The organism is Gemmata sp., assembly GCF_051859125.1.
Classification (GTDB): Bacteria; Planctomycetota; Planctomycetia; order Gemmatales; family Gemmataceae; genus Gemmata.
Genome location: NZ_JBHYGG010000264.1, coordinates 1 through 19,696, shown reverse-complemented (window position 1 = coordinate 19,696; position 19,696 = coordinate 1). Strand labels below are relative to the sequence as shown.

At 67.0% G+C, this 19,696-nt stretch carries 23 protein-coding genes; 6 read left to right on the top strand and 17 right to left on the bottom strand.

Features of this window, described 5'->3' with window-relative positions:
• Positions 1-48: 48 nt before the first annotated feature.
• The 5 genes from ACTIGN_RS25500 to ACTIGN_RS25480 all read right to left on the bottom strand — a co-directional run bounded on the left by ACTIGN_RS25500 (position 49) and on the right by ACTIGN_RS25480 (position 4,339).
• Positions 49-420: a hypothetical protein gene (locus tag ACTIGN_RS25500; protein WP_439629161.1), complete on the bottom strand. Its 372-nt coding sequence runs from the start codon at positions 418-420 to the stop codon at positions 49-51.
• 140 nt (positions 421-560) lie between these two features.
• Entirely contained in the window at positions 561-1,946 is a 1,386-nt protein-coding gene (locus tag ACTIGN_RS25495) for a phage major capsid protein (protein ID WP_439629159.1), read from the bottom strand.
• Positions 1,947-2,071: 125 nt separating this feature from the next.
• Positions 2,072-2,632 (bottom strand): HK97 family phage prohead protease, encoded by a 561-nt coding sequence (locus ACTIGN_RS25490; protein WP_439629157.1) that lies wholly within the window; start codon positions 2,630-2,632, stop codon positions 2,072-2,074.
• 170 nt (positions 2,633-2,802) lie between these two features.
• Positions 2,803-4,074, bottom strand: a complete 1,272-nt coding sequence (locus ACTIGN_RS25485) for a phage portal protein (protein ID WP_439629155.1) — start codon at positions 4,072-4,074, stop codon at positions 2,803-2,805.
• A gap of 28 nt (positions 4,075-4,102) precedes the next feature.
• Positions 4,103-4,339, bottom strand: coding sequence for a hypothetical protein (locus ACTIGN_RS25480; RefSeq protein ID WP_439629154.1), 237 nt, complete (start codon positions 4,337-4,339; stop codon positions 4,103-4,105).
• 375 nt (positions 4,340-4,714) lie between these two features.
• Between ACTIGN_RS25480 and ACTIGN_RS25475 the strand changes: the two genes are divergently transcribed.
• The 4 genes from ACTIGN_RS25475 (at position 4,715) to ACTIGN_RS25460 (ending at position 7,993) form a co-directional block, all read left to right on the top strand.
• On the top strand, positions 4,715-5,467 hold the full coding sequence (locus ACTIGN_RS25475; RefSeq protein WP_439629152.1) for a class I SAM-dependent methyltransferase: 753 nt from the start codon (positions 4,715-4,717) through the stop codon (positions 5,465-5,467).
• A gap of 47 nt (positions 5,468-5,514) precedes the next feature.
• Positions 5,515-6,054, top strand: coding sequence for a type 1 glutamine amidotransferase domain-containing protein (locus tag ACTIGN_RS25470; RefSeq protein ID WP_439629150.1), 540 nt, complete (start codon positions 5,515-5,517; stop codon positions 6,052-6,054).
• A 561-nt stretch (positions 6,055-6,615) separates the two neighbouring features.
• The gene (locus ACTIGN_RS25465; protein WP_439629148.1) at positions 6,616-7,281 is read left to right on the top strand and encodes a hypothetical protein; all 666 of its coding nucleotides are present in this window, start codon (positions 6,616-6,618) and stop codon (positions 7,279-7,281) included.
• Positions 7,282-7,585: 304 nt separating this feature from the next.
• The gene (locus ACTIGN_RS25460; RefSeq protein ID WP_439629146.1) at positions 7,586-7,993 is read left to right on the top strand and encodes a hypothetical protein; all 408 of its coding nucleotides are present in this window, start codon (positions 7,586-7,588) and stop codon (positions 7,991-7,993) included.
• Between the two features lie 151 nt (positions 7,994-8,144).
• On the opposite strand, the gene ACTIGN_RS25455 is transcribed toward ACTIGN_RS25460, so the two are convergent.
• The 12 genes from ACTIGN_RS25455 to ACTIGN_RS25400 form a co-directional block, all read right to left on the bottom strand.
• Entirely contained in the window at positions 8,145-8,654 is a 510-nt protein-coding gene (locus tag ACTIGN_RS25455; protein WP_439629144.1) for an HNH endonuclease signature motif containing protein, read from the bottom strand.
• 37 nt (positions 8,655-8,691) lie between these two features.
• Positions 8,692-9,549: a phage minor head protein gene (locus ACTIGN_RS25450; RefSeq protein ID WP_439629142.1), complete on the bottom strand. Its 858-nt coding sequence runs from the start codon at positions 9,547-9,549 to the stop codon at positions 8,692-8,694.
• 13 nt (positions 9,550-9,562) lie between these two features.
• Complete coding sequence (locus ACTIGN_RS25445; protein ID WP_439629140.1) at positions 9,563-10,984, bottom strand: phage portal protein; 1,422 nt, start codon at positions 10,982-10,984, stop codon at positions 9,563-9,565.
• Complete coding sequence (locus ACTIGN_RS25440) at positions 10,977-11,342, bottom strand: HNH endonuclease (RefSeq protein ID WP_439629138.1); 366 nt, start codon at positions 11,340-11,342, stop codon at positions 10,977-10,979. The genes ACTIGN_RS25445 and ACTIGN_RS25440 overlap by 8 nt, the downstream gene beginning before the upstream one ends.
• A complete protein-coding gene (locus ACTIGN_RS25435) occupies positions 11,339-11,560 on the bottom strand; it encodes a hypothetical protein (protein WP_439629136.1) in 222 nt (73 codons plus the stop codon). The genes ACTIGN_RS25440 and ACTIGN_RS25435 overlap by 4 nt, the downstream gene beginning before the upstream one ends.
• A complete protein-coding gene (locus ACTIGN_RS25430; protein ID WP_439629134.1) occupies positions 11,545-11,868 on the bottom strand; it encodes a hypothetical protein in 324 nt (107 codons plus the stop codon). Before ACTIGN_RS25430 ends, ACTIGN_RS25435 begins: the two co-directional genes overlap by 16 nt.
• 55 nt (positions 11,869-11,923) lie before the next feature.
• Complete coding sequence (locus ACTIGN_RS25425; protein ID WP_439629132.1) at positions 11,924-12,466, bottom strand: hypothetical protein; 543 nt, start codon at positions 12,464-12,466, stop codon at positions 11,924-11,926.
• A 174-nt stretch (positions 12,467-12,640) separates the two neighbouring features.
• On the bottom strand, positions 12,641-14,029 hold the full coding sequence (locus tag ACTIGN_RS25420; protein WP_439629130.1) for a phage major capsid protein: 1,389 nt from the start codon (positions 14,027-14,029) through the stop codon (positions 12,641-12,643).
• Between the two features lie 217 nt (positions 14,030-14,246).
• Positions 14,247-14,612, bottom strand: coding sequence for a hypothetical protein (locus ACTIGN_RS25415; RefSeq protein ID WP_439629128.1), 366 nt, complete (start codon positions 14,610-14,612; stop codon positions 14,247-14,249).
• A 1,063-nt stretch (positions 14,613-15,675) separates the two neighbouring features.
• Complete coding sequence (locus tag ACTIGN_RS25410) at positions 15,676-16,149, bottom strand: hypothetical protein (protein ID WP_439629126.1); 474 nt, start codon at positions 16,147-16,149, stop codon at positions 15,676-15,678.
• A gap of 636 nt (positions 16,150-16,785) precedes the next feature.
• Complete coding sequence (locus ACTIGN_RS25405; protein ID WP_439629124.1) at positions 16,786-17,556, bottom strand: hypothetical protein; 771 nt, start codon at positions 17,554-17,556, stop codon at positions 16,786-16,788.
• Positions 17,537-18,562 (bottom strand): recombinase family protein, encoded by a 1,026-nt coding sequence (locus tag ACTIGN_RS25400; protein ID WP_439629212.1) that lies wholly within the window; start codon positions 18,560-18,562, stop codon positions 17,537-17,539. Before ACTIGN_RS25400 ends, ACTIGN_RS25405 begins: the two co-directional genes overlap by 20 nt.
• A gap of 83 nt (positions 18,563-18,645) precedes the next feature.
• Here ACTIGN_RS25400 and ACTIGN_RS25395 point away from each other — a divergent pair, with 83 nt between their 5' ends.
• Together ACTIGN_RS25395 and ACTIGN_RS25390 are read left to right on the top strand one after the other, a co-directional pair.
• Positions 18,646-18,840, top strand: a complete 195-nt coding sequence (locus ACTIGN_RS25395; protein ID WP_439629122.1) for a DJ-1/PfpI family protein — start codon at positions 18,646-18,648, stop codon at positions 18,838-18,840.
• Positions 18,841-18,843: 3 nt separating this feature from the next.
• On the top strand, positions 18,844-19,554 hold the full coding sequence (locus tag ACTIGN_RS25390) for a hypothetical protein (RefSeq protein ID WP_439629120.1): 711 nt from the start codon (positions 18,844-18,846) through the stop codon (positions 19,552-19,554).
• The last annotated feature ends 142 nt before the right edge of the window (positions 19,555-19,696 follow it).

Here is a 19,696-nt window from a genome sequence, read left to right as displayed (position 1 = left end):
AGGGGCCAGTTGTCTTTCCGACTCCCGACCCCCGATTCCCGACTCCCGTCACAGCGTCTTCTTCTGCTCGCCGATGACGACGGCCATTGCGACGGACGGGGTCTCGCCGTTGAGGGTGGCGGCGTACCGGACGTACCGGGCGGTCCGCTCGAACCGGATCACCTGGAGGTTGGTGCCGGCGGTGACCTCGGCGAACGCGGCCCCGGCGACGGCGCTCCACGACGAGCCGGTGGCCGACTCCTCGATGTAGCCCGCGAGCGCGTCGGCCGTGAACGCGCCGACCTGCTGCACGGCGAAGCACGGCCCGTCGGCCGAGATCATGTCGACGGTCGGGCCGGTCGGGGAACTGGTCTGGGTGCCCGGCGCGAGGCCGGTGGCGACGAGCGCCGCCGACGCGACGTCGTTGAGTGCGGTGGACACGGGGACTCCTTCGGAGTGGGATTTGGAAGTTGGGAGTGGGACGTTGGGAATCGGACGTTGGAGATTGGAAATGGGAGTCGGGATGACGGGCGGGCGGGTTCTGTCTTTCCAACCTCCCATCCCCGATCCCCAACCCCCACTCACCCGACCACGAGCTGGTCGCACAGCACGAAGCTGGCGGGGTGCCGCGGGCCGGCGTCGATGTGCTGGATCCCGCGGAGGACGGTCTGGTCGTTCTGGAGGGCCGTGTCGCCCATGCCGCTCGCGAGGAACTCCATCACGCCCATCCGCGCGACCACCCAGTCCGGGAAGTACCCGAGCAGGACGTACGTGAGCGTCGTGCCGGCGTTCTTCACCCGCGTGTTCGACACCTGGGCCGACCGAACGACCCGGGTGCCGTACAGCTCGCCCGGAAGGGCCGCGGGCGTCTGGGCCGGGCCGCGGAGCATGAACGCCCCCTTCGCGTCGTTGGCGGTCACCGCGTCGGCCCGGCGGTTCATCAGCGCCGCGAACATCGCCTTGCGCATGACCCACGCCGTCGGCGAGTCGACCGCGTCCGGCAGCTTGCTGTCCATCAGCGCCACGTCGGCCGGCTGGAACGTGTCGCCGTTGGTGCCGGTGGTGCTGGCGGTGTGGGTGCCGATCCCCGAGTAGGTGACGAGCCCCTTGATCTGCGTGCCGCCGGTGCCCTCGAGCATCGCGAGGTCGGCCTTGAGCGCCGCGGCGCGGGCCATGTCGTGCCGGACCAGCCCCTCGGCGCTCGGCGATGCGAACCGGAGCAGCTCGTTGTTGAGCTTCACCAGCACGCCGAGCTTCTTCGCCTGCAGGTCGAGGTTCCCCGTCGTCGGCTGGCTCTCGGTGACCGGCCCGCCCTCGCCGACCCAGTACGCGGAACTCGCGGCCGTGAGCTTCGGGAACTGGACCCGGCCGCCGGGCGGCAGCGCCACCTCGCGGGCCCCGGCCGTGGCGAACACCTCCATGCTCCGCTGGAGGTCGATGAGTTCGCCGAGCAGCGGGAGCGGGACCAGGGTGCCGCCGGCGGTGTCGGTGCCGACGCCGAGCGCCTTGGCGCGGAACCCGACCCGGCGGCCGATCCAGTCGGCCTCGTCCGGGTCGTACCTCCCGGCCTGGGCGGTCATCTTCTGGTGCAACTCGTCGCGGAGCCGCTTGCCCTGCGGCTCGAACGCCGGCAGGTGCGCCGACGCGAGCGGCACCAGGAACGACTGCTGCCCGTGGTGCGGGGAGAACCCGTACCCCGCGTACAGGTCGCGGAGTTGCTGGTGCGCGTGGATCTCCTCCTTGGCCTGGTCCGGCCCGACGTACCCGAGGGCGAACGCGGCGGCCTTCAGCACCGAGTACCCGGCCGAGTCCTGGCACACGGGGCCGGCCGTGGCCCACGGCACCCGCCGCTCGACCCGGGTGTGCCGGTCGACGGCCGTGGCGGTCTGCTCCTCGATGAACGACACGAGTTCGTCGCGGGTCTGGAACTTGTCGGACGTTGACGGTGCGGTTGCACTCGCTGACATGGGAACACCTCGGGAATCGGAAATGGGAGATCGGACGTTGGGGATTGGAACTCGCTGTGGTGGGGCAGGCATTCTTGCCTGCCCGAGCCAGGAGGCAGGCAAGAATGCCTGCCCCACCACAGCACTCACCCGACCAGATCGCGGAGCACGTCGCGGGGCTCGAACGCGCCGCGGAGCCAGTCGCACAGGGCGGCGTCGGTGACGAGGCCTTTCTCAATGGCGACCGTCACAGCGGCCGGGTTCTCGGGGATCGGCACGGCCGAGTACTCGAGCAGGTCCCACTCGTCGACCCGCAGCGCCGGGGGCCGCCGCGGGTCGCCGCCCGCGAGCCGCCGGGCCTTCCGCGGGAGGAACCCGATCGACCACCCGCGGAGCACCCCTTGCTCGTACAGCCGGAACACGTCCTCGGCGAACGGCACCCCGCGGGCGAACTTCGTCTGCGCGACGATGCGGCGGGGCTGGATGTCGATCCACTCGCACACGCCGATCGGCGGGAACTGCGCCCGCTGGTGCGCCCACAGCACGACCGGGTTGAGCAGGAACTCGTCGGCGTTCCGCAGCCCGGTCGGCACGACGACGTCGCCGCCGCGGTCCGGGTCGATGGTGGTGATGACGCTGCGGACCGTGAGGTCCATCGGGTTGATCGCGAGCGTGCGTGCGGCGGGGTCGGCGCGGGTGAGCGACATCGGAAGCTCCGGGTTGGCGGTGAGGATGGGGAAAAAGAAGACCAGGACGAGTCGGGCACGGGCACGGGCTGGGGCACGGGCACGGAGAAGAACGGGAAGACGCCGGGCGGACGGGGCGGCTTGGATTTGGTCCGTGCCCGCGTGCGTGCCCGTGCCCGTGCCCGATTCCGTCACCTACTCGGGCCGTCCGCGTCATCCGCGGTCCGCCGCTCTCCGGCCGTGTCCCGCAGTTCGGCCGGCAGGATGGGCCGGTCGAACCGCGGATCGGGGAACGGGTCGAGGCCGCGGGCCTTACGGATCTCGTTGAACGTCCGCAGCCCGAGCTTGGCGTCGAGTTCGTCGTCCTTGCGGCGCTGGTCGAGGTTCCGCGGCGAGCAGTCGGGGAAGCTCACCGCCACGTCCTGCCCGTACCGCCGGCCCAGGTCGCGGGTCAGCGACTGGCCGATCAGGTCGAGCTTCGGCTGGATCGTCCCCTCGCAGAACATGACCCGCGCGCCGAACCAGATGTCGGCCCCGAGGCCCATGTTCTCGACCACGCCGGTGATCGGCGGCGGCACCCGGAACACCGCGAGGATCTCGTCGCGGGTCATGCGCGAGGAGTTCAGGAAGTCCATCTCGGCCGGCGTGAGCGTCCACGGGCTCGCCTTGAGTCCCTGTTCGAGAACGAGCGGCCGGTGCCAGTTGTCGCGGCCGCTGAACTTCGCCGTCAGCTTGTCCTCGAGCCGGGCGACCGTCTGGTCGGTCAGCGTCTGCTCGGTCTGGAGGACGACGCCCGGCCGCGAGCCGGCGAGGAACGTCTGGTACCGCGACTTGAGCAGCTCGGTGTTGGCGTCCACGGTCAGCGCGTTCGCTTGCAGCGGCGACAGGCCGTAGTGCGGGTCGAGCGGGTTCGGGTACTTCAGGTGGATGATCTCGTCCGGCCCGAACTCCTCGGCGGGAACACCCGGGGCGGCGACCTGGTACGCCTTCACGTACTCGTGGCGGTCCGGGACGATCCGCACCCACGGGGTCGGGATGACCCACAGTTCGCCCGGGGCCGCGAGCCGCGCGTCGCCGGCGGTCCGCGGCGCGGCGTACCAGAAGGCGTTGCCGGTGAGTTCGAGGTACACGACCGTGAGGTACCACAGCTCCCACGGGGTGAGCCACGGGTTCGGGCGGTCGATGAGCCGGCACAGCGGGTGCGTGTGCGGCAGGGCCGCCATCTCGTGCTCGGCCTGGCCGGTGTTGCGGTACAGGAACGGCCGCTGGCGGGCCGCTTCTTGCGCGATGGCGTTCACCGCCGCGTACACCCAGGAGCGGTAGTTGCGGAGCTGCTCGGCCGGGTCGTCGTGCCACCACCCGGCGGCCGGGTACGGCGGGGCGAACACGGCCGCGACCCGCGGCGGGGGCGACTTCGGGGGCGCGGGCCGGAGCGACTTCAGGACGCGGGTGAGCAGGGACATGGGGGCTCCCGTGGCGCGGCCCGCGGGGCTACCCGCCGGGCTCGGCATCTGGAAAGGGGTGCGGTTCGCCGATCGGGGTCGGCTCGGCGATCTTGCGGTACCCGAGGCAGTGGGCGACGTGGAGCACCTCGCGCCACGTCGGGTACCGGCGGCCGGTGCGGCGCTGGAACGCGGCGACGGCCAGCAAAAACTCGAGTTCGTCGGCGCTCATCTCCGAGCCGTCGAGGGACTGCGAGTAGGACGTGTACCCGGGTTTCCGAGGCATGAGTGGTCTCGCCCCCCGCGGTCCGCGTATGCTCAACCCGGGCGGGCGGAAGGGACCGGGCGGGGGAACCGGGTACCCAGAGGCCGACTGCTCCCCCGCCCGGCGGTCGGAAGTGATTCGCTCGCGCCGCCCGGCCCACTTTGTGACACGACGTACAGTAATGTTATTCTGTACACGTATGGATATGCCGAACGACGCGCGCGCCGTCAACTCGCCGCGGCAGAATTTTCGGGAATTTCTCGGTACGATGGGCCGCGTGCCCCGCACCGCCCGCGGCCCCAGGGTTGGCACCCCAGGCTACGCACTGCCGCCCCCTCCGGGGGCTCGTGTTCTGCGTCCCGTGGGTGCCACCCGTCACGCTCGGAGAGGTCTCACATGATCCGGCCCCTTCTGTTTGCCACCACTTGTTGTCTGTCCACTCTCCACTCCCCACTCCCCACCGCCAGCGCCGAGCCGCCCAAGCGCGAGGCCCCGAAGTACGAGACGCGGAAGGAGTTCGACCGGGACGGGATCAACAAGTTCTACATGGGCCGGCAGATCGCGCACGTCATGGGGTTCCAGGCGTCCGGGTGGCTGGAGCGGCCCGAGCGGGTGAAGGAGGAGGAGCCCGAGAAGCTCATCAAGGCGCTCGACCTGAAGCCCGGCATGGTGGTCGCCGACGTCGGGGCCGGGAGCGGGTACCACTGCTTCCTCATGTCGCCCGTCGTCGGCGAGAAGGGGAAGGTGATCGCCTCGGACATCCAGCAGCAGATGCTCGACCTCGTCGCCGCGAGGGCGAAGAAGATGAAGGCCGCGAACGTCGAGACGGTGAAGGGGACGACCGCCGACCCGAAGTTGCCCGAGGCCGGGGTCGACCTGATCTTGATGGTGGACGTGTACCACGAGTTCGAGTTCCCGTTCGAGATGGCGGCCAAGATGGTGGACGCGCTGAAGCCGGGCGGGCGGCTCGTGTTCGTCGAGTTCCGCCTTGAGGACGAGAAGGTGCCGATCAAGCTGGTCCACAAGATGAGCGAGCGGCAGGTCATCAAGGAGATGGGCGCGTTCCCCGAGTTGGAGCACACGGACACGGTGAAGACCCTCCCGTGGCAGCACGTCGTGATCTTCACCAAGAAGGACGCGAAGAAGTGACCCCGCCCGACGCCCACAATTCGCCCGAACCTCACTCGGAGTTTCGCATGAGTCTGAACGGTAAGCGCGTCGCGGTCCTCGTCGAGCAGAAGTACGAGGAGCTGGAGGTGTGGTACCCGGTGTACCGGCTGCGGGAGGCCGGGTGCGAGGTGGTGCTCGTCGGCCCGGAGGCGGGGAAGGTGTACCCGAGCAAGCTCGGCTACCCCGCCAAGGCCGACGCGGCCGCGGCTGACGTCAGTGCCGACCAGTTCAACGGCCTCGTGATCCCGGGCGGGTTCTCGCCGGACTACATCCGCCGCAGCGGGGCGATGATGAAGTTCGTCCGCGACATCTGCGCCCAGGGGAAGCCCGTCGCGGCCATCTGCCACGGCCCGTGGGTGCTTTGTTCAAGGATACTACCGCATGGGGACACCCCGCTCAAAGGCCGCAGGGTGACGTGCTTTCACTCGATCAAGGACGACGTCCTGAACGCGGGTGCGACCTTCGTGGATCAAGAAGTGGTCGTGGACGGCAACCTGGTAACGAGCCGCAAGCCGGACGACTTGCCCGCGTTCATGGTGGCACTAATGGAGTTGCTGAAGGGGTGATGCCTGATCCCGACTCAGAGCCTCTGAGCCCCTGAACTTCTGCGTGCGCATCGGGCCGCTTGGTCGCAACGAGCGACTGCGGTGAGCCGGCTTCCCACGCTCGGCCGCAAGTGCGGCCTTTTTCCACAACGAGTGAATCCAGAGCGGGTCGGCCGGCGGTGCCGACTGGCGAGGGAGGGAGGCGCGAACGGGAGGCAAGGTTCGGCTCAGAAATCTGAGCCCGCCACAGACCGTGTCCGCGGCATCCTGTGTGTTCTACACTCATCTTGCTGGAACGCAGTGTGTGATGAACGAGCGACGCTGGGTCACGATTTCTCCAAAGGAAATGACATGGCTACGGCGCGACAGAACGTAACGCGGGGTGTGCTCCTGGTCGTGTGTGTTGCCATCGCCGGATGTGGAGAGAAGGCCGCTCCGACGACTCCACAACAGCCCACTCCGCCTCCCCCGCCCGGGGGCACCCCGAAGGGGTGGACTCAAGAGTCCTGGACGGCCGGGCAACCGCCGCCTCCGGGGAGCAGTGCCCCTCGGAAAGAGCCTCCACCGGGAACGCCACCGGAGATGACCGGTACGGCTGAGGTAATCTGCCAAGAGTTGCTCGGCTTGGTGGGAGGGCAGAAGTATTTCGCCAAGGTGCTGCAAGTGGAAGGCGTCACTGTCACCGCGCCCGCCGATAAGTTCCCAGCCAGTAAAGTCAAACTTGCCCTCGCCGGCGTGCCCATGCCCTACAGCAGTGACCTGAGCCTCATCGTGGGGATTCCAGCCCCCGGTGAGGAGGAGGCGTTTCGATCGATACCCCCCGGGCGGCGCGTCCGATTGATCGGCTACTCGATTGGTGCGGGACCGTCGGGAGTCGGGATGCAGAATTGCCGGGTAACGGACTTGGGGAAAGGCGCGGAGCCGACCCCGGTCCGTTCCGCTGAGGAGGTTACTGCGGCGTTCGGCCGCGAAGCTGCCACGGCCCGGAAAGAGTACGGCCTACCCGACGACGGACCCGCGCTCTTGCTACTTCGGGGGAAGGTGACGCAAAGCAGCGCGAATGGGGACGTCGGAACGTACCGATTAGCCGGAGCGGACGGGGTTGGGGTTGTGGTCGTGATGAGGCTGAACAATTACACAAAGTTGCCGGAGGTTGGGAAGACGGTCACCGCAAGCGGATTGTTCGACGGGTACAACGCGACCGAGAAGGTGATCAATCTCCGCATGGGCTCAGTGATCCCGTATTGAATGCGTGTCCCAAGGGTTTCGTTGAGCGGCGCATGGCGATCAGCCTGGCCATGCTCAACGGTAGTTGAAACGTCCAAGGCACAACCGCTAGCAAGTAAATCCCCTTAAAATCTAAGCGTTTTCGGCCCCGGCTCAGAGATCTGAGCCGCGCAGGCGTGCGACCGTCGGAGACGAGAACCGGCCGGCTGTCTGGTACGATATCCTTGTCGGCTCACACGCCTGGCGGTAGCCTGCAAGGGTGCGATTCTTATCACGACCGAAGGAATCACGCATCTGGAGTGATGTAGGCGTCGGGCGGTGGATCGTGAATGCGGACGAGCAAAAGACTCGGTCTTATTATGGCAACATATGCCAAATCATTAACGCATGCGCTGCTGACAACAGGCTGCTAATAGAGGTCAGCGGCCTGAACGAGCTGAACCGCGCGGTCACGAGCATCCCGAAAGCCGGGGTCGATCCAGACCTGACCTTGTGGGCAGCTAGGGTGTCAAGCTGGGCGATGCGAAAGTCGCTCCTTATGGAACGCCGGCCGTCCACGCTCGGTCGGTTTTTTGGCGGAGCAGTTCACAGCCTGTTCGGTGCCCCCGATACGACATCCGAGCAGTACGATCGCGATCTTGAGCGGATCGGGAGCGAGTGGGAGATGGTCATCGGTGATTGGGAGCTGTTGATAGCAATCCTGTCATCCAGATACGGTGAGGGATTCGGGTAAGCCGACGACTGAGGGCGAGTGGTGGCCTCCAGCGCTGATTCTGGGTCGGTCTAAACGGGTCTAAACGCTTTTCACTTGTGAACCCCGCCCGGCATGACCGCCGTCGTGGCGTCAGCCCAACGAGGGCTCACGCCACGACGGGCGTGGTGTCTCAACCCGCCAGGGCCCGCACCCAGGTCGTGCCCTGCACGATGCGGTTGATGGTTGACCAGGAGACCCCGAATTGGCGCATCAGCGCAGCGCGGTTCGGGCAGGTGGTTTGGTAGAGGTGAAGGATCTCGCGAACCCGGGCCTCGGTGAGCTTGGCCGACCCGCTGCGCGAGCCGCACGGGATCGTACCGTGCCGGGCGCGGTCGGCCGCGTTCTCGGCCGGCGTGCCCCACGCGAGGTTCGTCGCCCGGTTGTTCCGCTTGTTGCCGTCCAGGTGGCGCGTCTGCATGCCGGGCGGGCACGGTCCGGCGAGCGCCTCCAGGACGAGCCGGTGAACGTTCACCCGCTGCCGGTCCCCGGACCGGTACAATTCGACCGACGGATAGCCCGCGGAGTCGATGCTCGGCCTGAGCCGGCGCACCTTCGTCCGGGCGCGGCTCACGACCTCCCCTTCCCAACTCACTTGGTAGTTCGGGAACCCCGCGACCGTCGCCCACATCGACACGGACACGACAGACCCTCCGCTCGGGCTCAGACCTCTGAGCCAGTTACTCGTCCTCGTCAACCGGGACACTCACGCACTGGCACCGGCACCCGCACCGCTCGGCCGGGGGCAGGCTCAGGTCGCCGGGGAACAGGCACCAGTACCCGCCCACCCGGAACTTGCTCGACACCTTCCGCGTCTGGCCGTTGGCCCGGCGGTGCGTGTCCCGCGTCTCTGCGTCCCCGACGCACGCCCACACCTTCCCCGCGATGAGCCCGGCCGCGGCCAGCCGCTCGCGAGCGACCTGCGCCCCCGCGTTGACCCCGAAGTTGGCCTCGGTCCGCGCGATGAGCGCCGCGCGGGCCGGTGCCGTCTTGGGGCCGAACAGCGCGCGGATGCGGGCCTCGATCTGGGCGGCCGACTCGCGCCGGGTGAGCCCCTGCCGGATCGCGCTGGCGATGCGGTCGCGCCGGGTCTTGCTGATGTCGCACCAGAACGGCGCGCTCACCAGTTCGTCGAGCTTGGCGTTCACGTCGTCCCGCAGCGCGGCCGGGAGGCGGTACGCCGGCTTGCGCCCGTGCGGCCGGCCCTTCTGCCGAGCCGCTTCGATCCCCCGACGGTCGAGGGGCTCGAACTCTCCCAACTCGCGCGCCGCGGCCCCTTCGACGATTGCCGCGAGGGGGCCGGCCGCGACCTCGACGAGCGCGGCCGTGAGTTCGTCAACCGGTGCGAGCCCGTCCGCGACCTGCTCGACGTCCCCGCCTCCGTTCACGGTCGCGAGCGCCCCGGGCAGGTGCGACAGCATCGCCCGGTCCTCGGCCGCGAAGTGGTCCGCGAGCACTGCCGCAAGCTCTCGTTCCGCGAGCGCCTGGAACCGTGCCCACCCCTCGGCCCGCTCGTCGGTCGTGAGCGCCTTCGCCAACCGCGTGAACCCCTCACTCAGCTTCCGCCAGGACGCGGGAAACTCGAAAGGAGCGGCCCAACGCGGCCGCACCTCCCGCGTCGAGGGTGAGGGGCGGTTGGCCCGGTTCGATGAGTTCGTCACCGTCGTCGCGCGGTTCCATCCCGAGCGCCTGACGGAGTTCGTTCTTGGTCATCGCCCCGGCCTTGATGAGTTGGTCGCGGTCGAGCCGCTCCTGGTCCGGATCGCTCGCCTTCGCCTCTTCGATGAACGCGACCGCGTCCCCGAAGCGCGGGGCGACCCACTGCGTGAGGCACTGGCTGATGAACGTGATCTTCGGGTTCACGCACGACTTGCACAGGTGGTCGTCGGCCGTCGCGCTCGACGCCCGGTTCGCCCCCTCAACTTGGCCCATGCTGATGGGGTTGACCCCGAAGCCCTGGGTGATGCGGTCCTTCACGAGACCCGACGAGTTCATGAAGTCCATCTCTTCGGCCGTGTTGGAGATGCGCTTCACGTCTTGAATCAACTGGTCGAGGATGAGCGGCTCGCCCGCGTTGCCGACGCCCCGGTAGGTCTGCTTGACGGCCACCGACAGTTGGGCGCGCTGCTCCTTGGTGAGCATGGGCCGGTCGCCGGGTTGGCCGTTGACGTCCGGGCTCCGACCGACGATGAACGCGAACGCCGGGAACACGCCGTTGACGAAGTGCCGCATCTGCGCGGCCTGAATGTGCTCGTCCGTGGTCACCGCGGTCGCGTTGCCTTGCAGCGGCGAGTACGCCCCGAAGATCGGGTCGGACGGGTCCGGGTAGTGCAGCCGGCACACCTCGTCGCCCGGGACCGTGAACTCCTCGCCCGAGTAGAGCGGGGTCACGGTGTAGCTGCTGAACGGCTTCTTGTCGTGGTTCGGCTTGACCCACGACGCGGGCAGCGGCCAGATTTCCAGCCCGGTCCCGAGGTCGCCCCCGTCCCCGTCGCGCATCCACCAGAACGACTGGCCGGTGAGTTCGAGTTGGAACGCCGTCACGTAGAGCAGACCGGAGCCCGTGAGGTACGGGTTCGGGTTCTCGATGGCGGTGAGGAGCGGGTGCTCGTCGAGCAACTCCAACCGGCTCGACATCTGCTTGACGAACGGGGGCGCGGCCCTCACCCACGGCCGGCTCAGAGTTCTGAGCCCGCGACCGTCGGGGGTGCGGAGTGGCGCGGGCGCTGCGGTGACCCGTTTCGCCACCCGGACCGGTTGGCCCGCGATGCGCTGGGCGATCACCCGGACCGCGGCGTGGACCCACGCGAAGTTGTGCCGCTCCTGTTCGCGGGCCTGGGTCATCTTCGCGGACGCGAGCCCGATGGCCCCCATCGCGGTGGACCGGCTCATCACGTCGCCCGAGCGGGGCGATTTGACGCTCGCCCGAATCATCTCCGAGCGCTGGAGCGCTCGCTCGACTGCGTTACTCACGGTCGGTGCCCTCGCTGGGTGTGTGGTGCGGGTGCCACGAGAGGTTGTCGAGTCGGTTGTTCGTCACGTCCCCGTCCCGGAAGCGGACGCTGTGGCCGGGGGGCCGCTTCCCGACGAACGAGGTGAGCACGACGTAGTACACGGGCAGGCGCACCTTGAACATGGTTCCGTCGTCGCTCCGTTGCGTGAGCGGCACGCACGGGACGCCGCCCTCGGTCCGCACCGAGACCTTCTTCCACTTGTCCGCCCCGCGGCCGTTGTGGAACTTCTGGACGAAGACGGTCCCGTCCTCCCTGACGCGGTAGCGGTGGAAGCCCCGCACGGGCCGACAGAGCCTCATTGCCGTCGCGGTGTTCACTGGTCCGACCTCCCCACGGTCGCGCGGTGGAACGTTGCGGTCTCGCTGGCGACCCGGGCGCGGTCGCGGGCGACGACCTCGGCCAAGCCGTCCCGCTCGGCCTCCAGGACGCTGATGCGGGACTGCGCGCGGGCAAGCTCCGTCTCCAGGGCGAATACCCGGCCCCGGGCCGCCGAGTCGCCACAGCGGGCCAGCACGCGGCTCAAGAATCGGTACACGGCGTCGCCTCCTGGTGCGGGTGCAGGTGCAGCCCCTCGGCCTCGACCGAGCGCATCACGGCTGCGATCACGTCGTTGGCCGCGGCCGCCACCTCGTCCGGGCTCAGCACCCCGGAACGGTAGAGCGACTCACCGTGCCGGGCCGCGTCCCGCAGGTCGCCGTCGCCGGTCGCCGCGTCGAGCCACCCCGACAGGTCGGCGAGCGCGGTCGCGACGGCCGGGAAGGCGTCGCCCGTCTCGTCGGCCCCTTCGAGGAACGAGCGGTCCGTCATCAGGGCGAACCGGGCGTGCGCTTCGGGCTGGTTCATGGGTCGGCTCGTGGGTTCGGGTCGGGGCGCGGCTCAGAGGCTCTGAGCCGGCGCGTCACTTCGCGGCCAGTAGCTTCGCGATCTGCTCGGACTGGGTCCGGTTCTGCTCGATGAGCGTCGCGATGATGTCGTCGCGCCTGTCCGTCGGCTGCGGCCGCTTGTGCAAGAACTCCGTCTGCGGCACCCCGTCCACCTGGGCGTTGATGTCGCCCGAGACGACGACCGCGCACCCGCTCTCGACCGCCCGGCGCATGTGCCACAGCCACGTCGCCGCGTGTACCCCGGTGGACTCCTTGGGCTCGGCGAACTTGATCCCGGAGCCCTTCACCGGCCCGGAGAGCATCGCCCGGAGCTTGTCCGCGGTGGCCGCGTTCTCGGGGAGCAGGAGCGGGTCGAACACCACCCCGCGGCCCGTCTCGATGTCGAGCATGATCCGCTGGCCCGGGATCGGCTTGCCCCCGAACTCCATGCCGAGTGCGTACCACTCGGGGTCGCGGCTCGATTGAAAGTCGATGGCCCCGCGGACGGATTGCATGAGGGGCTTGAACAGGTACGAGCGGTTGCCCGGGTTCTTGATTTCGATGGTTACTGGCGTCACTGCGGGCGCTCCGGTTGTGTGGTCGTTTCGCGACCGTCGGGGTTCGGGAATCAGTCGGGCCGTCGGGGGCGAGTCGCGCGCCGGTGCCCCCGGCGCGCGCGCCACCGCCCGGCTCAGAGCCTCTGAGCCGCTGTTGCGGGGGAACGTGGCACTCGTCGCCACGTTCGGATATCGTTACGATTGCCCGTCTGTCGTGATGGCGAACGCCGACGCATCGGTCACCCGGCCCCCGAACCGCGCGCGGACGAATAGCGCGTCGAGGTTCTTCGCCATCAGGGTGGCATCGGTGCCGCTGACCCAGGTGACCTGACTCCCGACGCGGCGGTACAGCCGGTACTTCTTCAGGGCACCGAAGATGGTCGTGCCGTTCGGGAGCCCGTTCGCGACGTGGTACGGGTGTTCGAGGATCGAGTACGACGACTCGTCCATCCCGAACACGCGGCGCTCATCGGCCGGCCCGACCGGGATGCCCCGGGCGCGTCGGTACGACACGTCGTTGCCGATGAAGCCGGGGTTCAGGGCGTCGTTGCGGTACTGCTTGCCGACCGCGAACATCAGGGACTCATAATCCCCGACGGTCGGCGGCCCGCTCGTGCTGTTGTCACTGCTGACGGCCGTGACGCCCGCGGTCCCCGAGATGCCCGCCGGCTCGTTCGTGCCGTCCCCGCTGACGATGACGCGGTCGAGTTCCGCGAGCATCCGCTCGCCGATGTTCTCGACGAGGTACTGCCCCGCGTTCACCGGCACGTCGCTGAGCCAGTCGCGGCCGCAGGTGAGCCACACCAGAACGGGCTTGATCGTGGTGTTCAGTTGGGCCGCGAGCGCGGTCGTGTCGAACTCCGTCTGTGCCGTCCCTTCCGCCGTGCCCCACACGACGGTCGGGTTCCCGATGCTCCCGCCCTGGACGTTGACCCCCCGCGGCACGTCCACGACGGTGACGTGAGGGAGAATCTCGCTGTGCAGCAAGGGGAACTGCACGATCATCTCGTCGAACCAGATCGGGTTGATGTAGCTCCCGCCCGAGGTGGTGTCGTTGATGAGCGCCTTGACGGTGTCGGTGTGGACGTCGGCGCTCCACTGGCCGTTCACCTCCCCCGCGAACCGGTCCTTCTCGATGATGTCGGCGCACAGCCCCTTCTCGTGCTCGGTGAGCACGACGGCCGCGCCGGACCGCAGCGCGGTCCACTTCATCCACGCCCCGAGCTTCGCAAGCTCGCGCTCGCTGTGCGTCTCGACCTGCTTCCCGAGCCACGTCACGGGCCGGTTCGTCTTCGCGTGCTTCGCGACAGACTTGGTTGACGAGTACGCCTCTGTGGCGTTCTTGACCCGGACGTTGCTGAACAGCGGATTCATTACGTTGCCCTCGTGCCCCTTCGCCGGGAGTTTGACCGAGGTTTTCGTAGATGGCTGCCGGTTCTTCAGAAACTCATTCAACTCGTCGTGAGACAACTCGTCGCTCAGCAGCCGAGCGACGGTCACGTCCTTGCACTGGCACTCAGTCGCCCTCTGCGGCACCCAGCCCTTGGCCTCCAGGTGCGCCCGCAGCGCGTTGGTAAGGTTCATCACATTGCTCCTGTTCCCCCATCGCCGGTTGGGTGGTCAGTTGGGCTCAGACTTCTGAGCGCGCGGTTCGGACCGTCGGGGGCCGCGACCGGTCCGCTCGGAATCGGACTTGCGCCGCGCAGCGCCACGCGGTCCGAACGGCAGGTGGCCCGTGCGCGGCGAGGTTCCATAGGGTCTCGCGGGGGCACGCTGGTTGGCCCCCTCCAACCGAGCGCGGTCAACTGCCCCGCGCGCCACAAGTACGCTCACACAACTCTCTCTCAGTTCCGAATTTCCAGTTCGGGAACGCAGCCTCTCTCTCACCGAGACCCTGCGCAAGTTCCTCCAGAAGTTCCTCACTCGGTCGCGCCGAGCTTCGAAGCATGTCAACCGCGCCCGCCATCGAAGCCCCGCACCGCACCGCGTGGAGCGGCGCGTGGGTCGCCGGCTGAACCGCGTTCATCACGACAGTGTGGGCCGGGAGTTGGTCCGCGAGGAACCCAACGATGCCGCCAAGCTCGAAGAGTGCCCCCGTGAGCGGCAGCGTCAACCCGCGCTCGTCCCGGAACAAGGGCATCACCTCGACGATTGCGTTGTACCGCACGGGGGCCGCCTTTCTCACCTATGATCGACTCAGACCTCTGAGCCGTCATCCTGCCACAACCGGGGTGGCTGGACTGATCGAGCGCTACCGGATTCGCTCTTACGGGTTCGTCGCTCGACGACCTACGTTTCGTCCCCTGCACCGTGCCCGGATTGTTGTGCCGTCGGTCGGGCGCGTAGATCGTGTTCCGACCGAGTCGAGCGTTCTGTAACTCCTCGTGTCGCGATCCTAAGAACTTGGCCGTCTTCAGCAGGTTGTCTCGCTCCGGTCCTGCTGGTTTGAGCCGAGCCACAACGCTGTATACGGCGGCCTTGGCCGCACACTGCGACTCCATGTCGCCCTTCGTCTGCGCCTCGATTTCAGCGAGCGCGTCCCGGATGATCTCGTCGGACCGTGGGGCGACAACGACGACTTTCGATTGCTCGCCAGTAGACTCCCGCGCGGGCCAACCCCGCCACTCCCATTCGCTCGCGCACCCGGGCAGGTGCTTGCCGTCCTTCTCGCGTAACCTGAACCGATCTCCCTCAACTTCGCGGTGCAGAAAGCCGGCCTTCATGAGGCAGTGCCACCATTGGCATACGTATGTCCGGGTCGTTCCAAGTTGTGCAGCGGCCCACTCGCAACCCATGAAGAACGGCCGGTCATGGTGGTAGCGTTGCAGCCGGATCAGCAGAGCCACGAACTGCGGCAACACCTCGCTACGTTCGTAACGGAGTCGTTCCCGGTTCGTTACAGCGTACTTCAATGCCTCCAGCGCAATGGCTCTGCACTCAGCCAACTCATCCCCGGACACCTCACGAGCGTCTTCCACCAGTTCCGCAATCACGTCAATTTCTTCTACGTCGCTTGACGACGCCGCCGCAGGCGCTACCCTGGACATCGCAGATCCCTTCGCGCGGCTCTGAGTCCCACTCTTTTTCTAGGGGGGTCGGACTCTCGGCCGCGCCTGCATTGGTGGACACAGAACTTCACAACGGGACCACCCCGTTGCGCATTTCAATCGTTCCTCGGGGGAGAAAGCCCAAGCGGGATGCTTGCGGCTCAGAGATTTGACTCGGCTCGTTCAGTTCGTCTCGGCGGGCACCAGCAACATCTCGACGCAGCGCTCGAATTCACGCTCCAAGCTCACACCCACGACCGGCGTTGTACGGAAGCCCATCCGCTTCAGTTCCGCGTCGAACGTGTTCACGGCAGAGGGCGGGAAGAACTCGTTCGACGCCTTCCGGCCGATGAGAATGAGGTTGGTGTTCCCGCGTTTGAACTCGGCCAGGAGTTCTTCCGGCTGCGCGAACCAGAGCCGGTCGAGCAACTCTTTCATGTCCTCCGGGTCAATCTTGAAGCGCTTGTGGAGCAAGCGCGCGACCCGGATGGTGACGACCTGACACAGTGAGTAGCGCGCGGTGTTCCGCACTCCCGGTGTTGCAGGGATCAACGGCTCACGGCCCTTGGTGTAGCGGCCTTGGTAAACCTCCTTGAAGGGGACGTGGGCCGCTTCGACCAAGTCGCCGATGCCAACTTCGAGCCGAGCGTTTTCCATCGAGTTCCCCTCCCGGAAACTGGAAGCCTGTTCACGTAGGTTCTTCCCTGTAGTTTCGCGCGTCAATCGGGATTGTCAACTGCCCCGATTGCGATTCGCCAAAATTGCAAAAGACCCCTAGGAATTCGCACATTTGCAACATATCCAAATCCAAGTTCTCCGAGTCCGTCGCGCGGTTCGACGATACGCCCCTCGTTGCCGAGTTGCTCGCGTGGTGTCACCGTCGGGGGAGTTGAGATGTTCGACTCGCCGGACGTTCTCTCAGTGCCTACCGATCCCGTGAGCAACGCGCTCCGAACTCCGGAACGCTACGCGGTCTGCCGGTGAGTCGAACATCTCAACACCCCCGACGGTAACACAGCGCGGGAGATTTGGTCACGTCGGAGTCAAGATTTCGGCGCGCGCATGAAATGCCGTAGCACGCGCTGGAGTTCGATATGGCCGCGAAACGGCTCGGCGCGGTAGAAGACTCAGCGGAGAAGAGTTTTCGCACTAGCGGCGCGCTAATCGCGTTTCAGGGCACTTCTGGTGCGCTTCCCGAGAGGGTTCGGGAAGGGGTACTTATGATACACTCTCGTTGAGACATGCAAACGTGTCTGCGATGGTTGCCGGGCTCAGAAGTCTGAGCCCGGTACGTCAACTGTGGTTCCATTCGAGGCACCCGAGCCAGCACCGCACGTCGCCTGGGATCTCGCGGCCGTCCGCGTACTCAAGCAGGTGGCTGTTCCAGTCAAGCCCTTGAAGCGCCAGTTCCGCTTGCCGGACGTCTTCCGCGTTCCGCAGGTCCAAGCCGGGGGCGATTCCGGTCCCCCCGTTGGGGAGGGCGACGTTCGGGTGCCGAACGAACGAGTAGACGTTGACGACTTCGGGCTTCTTGCACCGCGGGAGACTGACGGAGCGTGTCCACCGGACGAGGAACGACCGCTCGGAGCCGCCCTTGAAGAACACCTGGACGGCCGCGAGCCGAGTTTGCCCACGCTTGACGATCAGCACCCGAACGTCGTCGATCAAGGTGGCGAGGGACTGGCGCAGGCGCTCGGGCTCCGTCTGCCCCATCAACTCGACGGCCTCTTCCCATCGGGCCGGGAGCGGGTTCGTGGCTTCGGCCCGGACGTGCGAGAGTTCCCTGACCGCTGCTCGCCGCTCGCGGTCGTACTCGTCAACCTTCCCCGCCCAGGTCGCGTTCTCCGGGTCGGCTTCGAACCGCTCGACCGCGACCTTCAGCTTCCGCTCAATCGCAGACACCTTCGCGGTCGCATCGGCGAGCAGTCCGGCGGTCGGGTCGGTGAAGAGGTCGGCCGACGCCAGTTCGCGCATCCGCTTGAGGAGTGCGGCTTGCAAGACGTCGAGCGGGAACGTTCGGCGGTGCGTGTCGCCGCGCGGGTCTTCAAAGCCCTTCTGGCTCACAACGTGGTGCCGACCGCGCCTTGATGGTGTACATCGGGCAGTCGTCGAGCGCGTCCGTGAGCATCCCGGAGAACGAGTGGACGATGCGGGCCGCCCGTCGCCCCCTACCGCGAATGTCCGGGTGCGTCGAGCGCTCGACTCGTCCGCTCCGGACGCGCTCGAAGAGTGCGTCGCTCACGACGCGCGGCCAGTAGTCGCAGATCGGTTCACCGTCGATCTCTCTGCGGTGCCGCCCCTTTGTCGGCTGGTACTCACCGAGCACGGAACGATCCATGATGATCTTCTGGACGTAGCTTCGGACCCACTCGCCCTTCCTCCCGATGGCCGGCACCTTCAACTCGTTCAGATGCCGCGTAATCTTTGGGGTACTCCAGCCGTTCGCGGCCAACTTGTAGATCGTCCGCACCGCGTCAGCCGCACCGGGGATGAGAACGTGCTTTCCGTTCTCGATCTTCACCCACGCGGGATGTAGGTTCTTGCCCATCGGTTCCTTCGACTCGCGGGCGCGGTTCTTGATCTCCTTCCACGCTTGCCCGCACAGGTCACTCTTGCGAGCGCTCTCCCCGTGGCCGCGGAACGTCTCCATCAGCATCATCAGGGTTCGGCCCAGATCCATTCCCTCTTGGTAGACCATCTCGGTGGGCGACAGCGTGACGATGCGGACACCCGCGCGGATGATGTCGTACATGAACGGGAGGGCTTCCTCCGGGTGCTCGCGCGACAGGCGGTCAACGCTCTCGACGATCAGCCACGCACCCGACGGTACGCGACCGCGCTTCACCAAGTCGAGGAACTGTGCGAGCGCGTTCCGCTTGTCGCTCCGGTGCTTCCCCCGGAAGCCGCTCACGCCCGAATCGACCAGCGACAACGACGTGTCGAGCTTCACGGCAGGGTGACGCTTCAACCAGTCGTCGCGGAGGGCATTTTGCCGGCGGATCGAGTCACCGTCGGCTTGAGCGGCTGAACTGAATCGGGTGTAACTGAACGCGACTTCTGAGTTGGCCACGGCTTGCACTCACGCGGGAAAGGCCAGAAAACCCCTGTGAATCAAGCGTATCATGCGGTGATAGTCTTGTCTACAGCCCGTGGGTGCTGTGCAGTACGACCGTCCTGCGGGGCAAGACGGTGACGTGCTTCCACTCGATCAAGGACGACGTGACCAACGCCGGCGCGACGGTCGTGGACCGCGAGGTGGTCGTGGACGGCAACGTCATCACCAGCCGCAAGCCCGACGACCTCCCGGCGTTCGTGGGGGCGATCATGGACGCGCTGCGGAAGGGGTGAGCAATGACCGAAGCGGAGTGGCTTAATACTGAGAAACCACCCGGCCTGTTGCTGGGTGCACTACAGGGCAACTTTCGTCGCCAAATCAGTGACCGCCGACTGCGACTGTTCATTTGCGGCTGTGTCCGGCAACTGCCAGACCATTTGTGGCCGGACGACCTCTCGCCGCTCGTTGATTACACAGAGGCCTTCGCTGACGGAAGTATTTCGCTCGATGACGTGAATGCGTTCCGTGGTCGTAGCGAACCTCGCCATTCGGATGACCGCTCAACCCGATTCAAGCAATGCCTTCAGGAGCGACTCCTTGCCGGGCGAAAACTACTTTGGACGATGGCAGCCGCACAAGCCACAGAGGTCGTCGAGTTCCGTAGCGGGTTGACTTTCGGACAAGGGGGAAACTACTCCCGCATCTTGCGAGAGTGGTCGCAATCGCAATCGACGGCAGAAGAACGGCGGTTCATCTCTTCAATCGTCCGCGATATCTTCGGCAACCCATTCCGCCCCGTGGCGTTCTCGCCGGAGTGGCGAACGTCCACCGCAATCGCCGTCGCGCAGCAGATGTACAAGTCGCGCGACTTTAGCGCCATGCCGATTCTCGCGGATGCCCTCCAAGACGCGGGGTGCGACAGCGGCGACGTGCTGGCGCACTGCCGCGGGCCGGGGCCGCACGTCCGCGGGTGCTGGGTCGTCGACCTGGTGCTGGGCAGGGAGTAGGTGCTTGTAGCCCCGGACGGGGCGGCGGATGGTAGCCAGGGGTGGAGCGAGTCTTCGAGCGGGAACCCCTGGTCCGGGGCGATCCGCGTCGCGCCGGGGACCAGGGGTTTGCCCGAAGCGGGCCGCACCCCTGGCTACCATC

Coding starts and splice junctions, on each gene's coding strand:
- ACTIGN_RS25495 (WP_439629159.1), bottom strand. CDS start 1,946: ATGTCAGCGAGTGCAACCGCACCGTCAACGTCCGACAAGTTCCAGACC.
- ACTIGN_RS25490 (WP_439629157.1), bottom strand. CDS start 2,632: ATGTCGCTCACCCGCGCCGACCCCGCCGCACGCACGCTCGCGATCAAC.
- ACTIGN_RS25485 (WP_439629155.1), bottom strand. CDS start 4,074: ATGTCCCTGCTCACCCGCGTCCTGAAGTCGCTCCGGCCCGCGCCCCCG.
- ACTIGN_RS25480 (WP_439629154.1), bottom strand. CDS start 4,339: ATGCCTCGGAAACCCGGGTACACGTCCTACTCGCAGTCCCTCGACGGC.
- ACTIGN_RS25475 (WP_439629152.1), top strand. CDS start 4,715: ATGATCCGGCCCCTTCTGTTTGCCACCACTTGTTGTCTGTCCACTCTC.
- ACTIGN_RS25470 (WP_439629150.1), top strand. CDS start 5,515: ATGAGTCTGAACGGTAAGCGCGTCGCGGTCCTCGTCGAGCAGAAGTAC.
- ACTIGN_RS25465 (WP_439629148.1), top strand. CDS start 6,616: ATGACCGGTACGGCTGAGGTAATCTGCCAAGAGTTGCTCGGCTTGGTG.
- ACTIGN_RS25430 (WP_439629134.1), bottom strand. CDS start 11,868: ATGAACCAGCCCGAAGCGCACGCCCGGTTCGCCCTGATGACGGACCGC.
- ACTIGN_RS25420 (WP_439629130.1), bottom strand. CDS start 14,029: ATGAACCTTACCAACGCGCTGCGGGCGCACCTGGAGGCCAAGGGCTGG.
- ACTIGN_RS25410 (WP_439629126.1), bottom strand. CDS start 16,149: ATGGAAAACGCTCGGCTCGAAGTTGGCATCGGCGACTTGGTCGAAGCG.
- ACTIGN_RS25390 (WP_439629120.1), top strand. CDS start 18,844: ATGACCGAAGCGGAGTGGCTTAATACTGAGAAACCACCCGGCCTGTTG.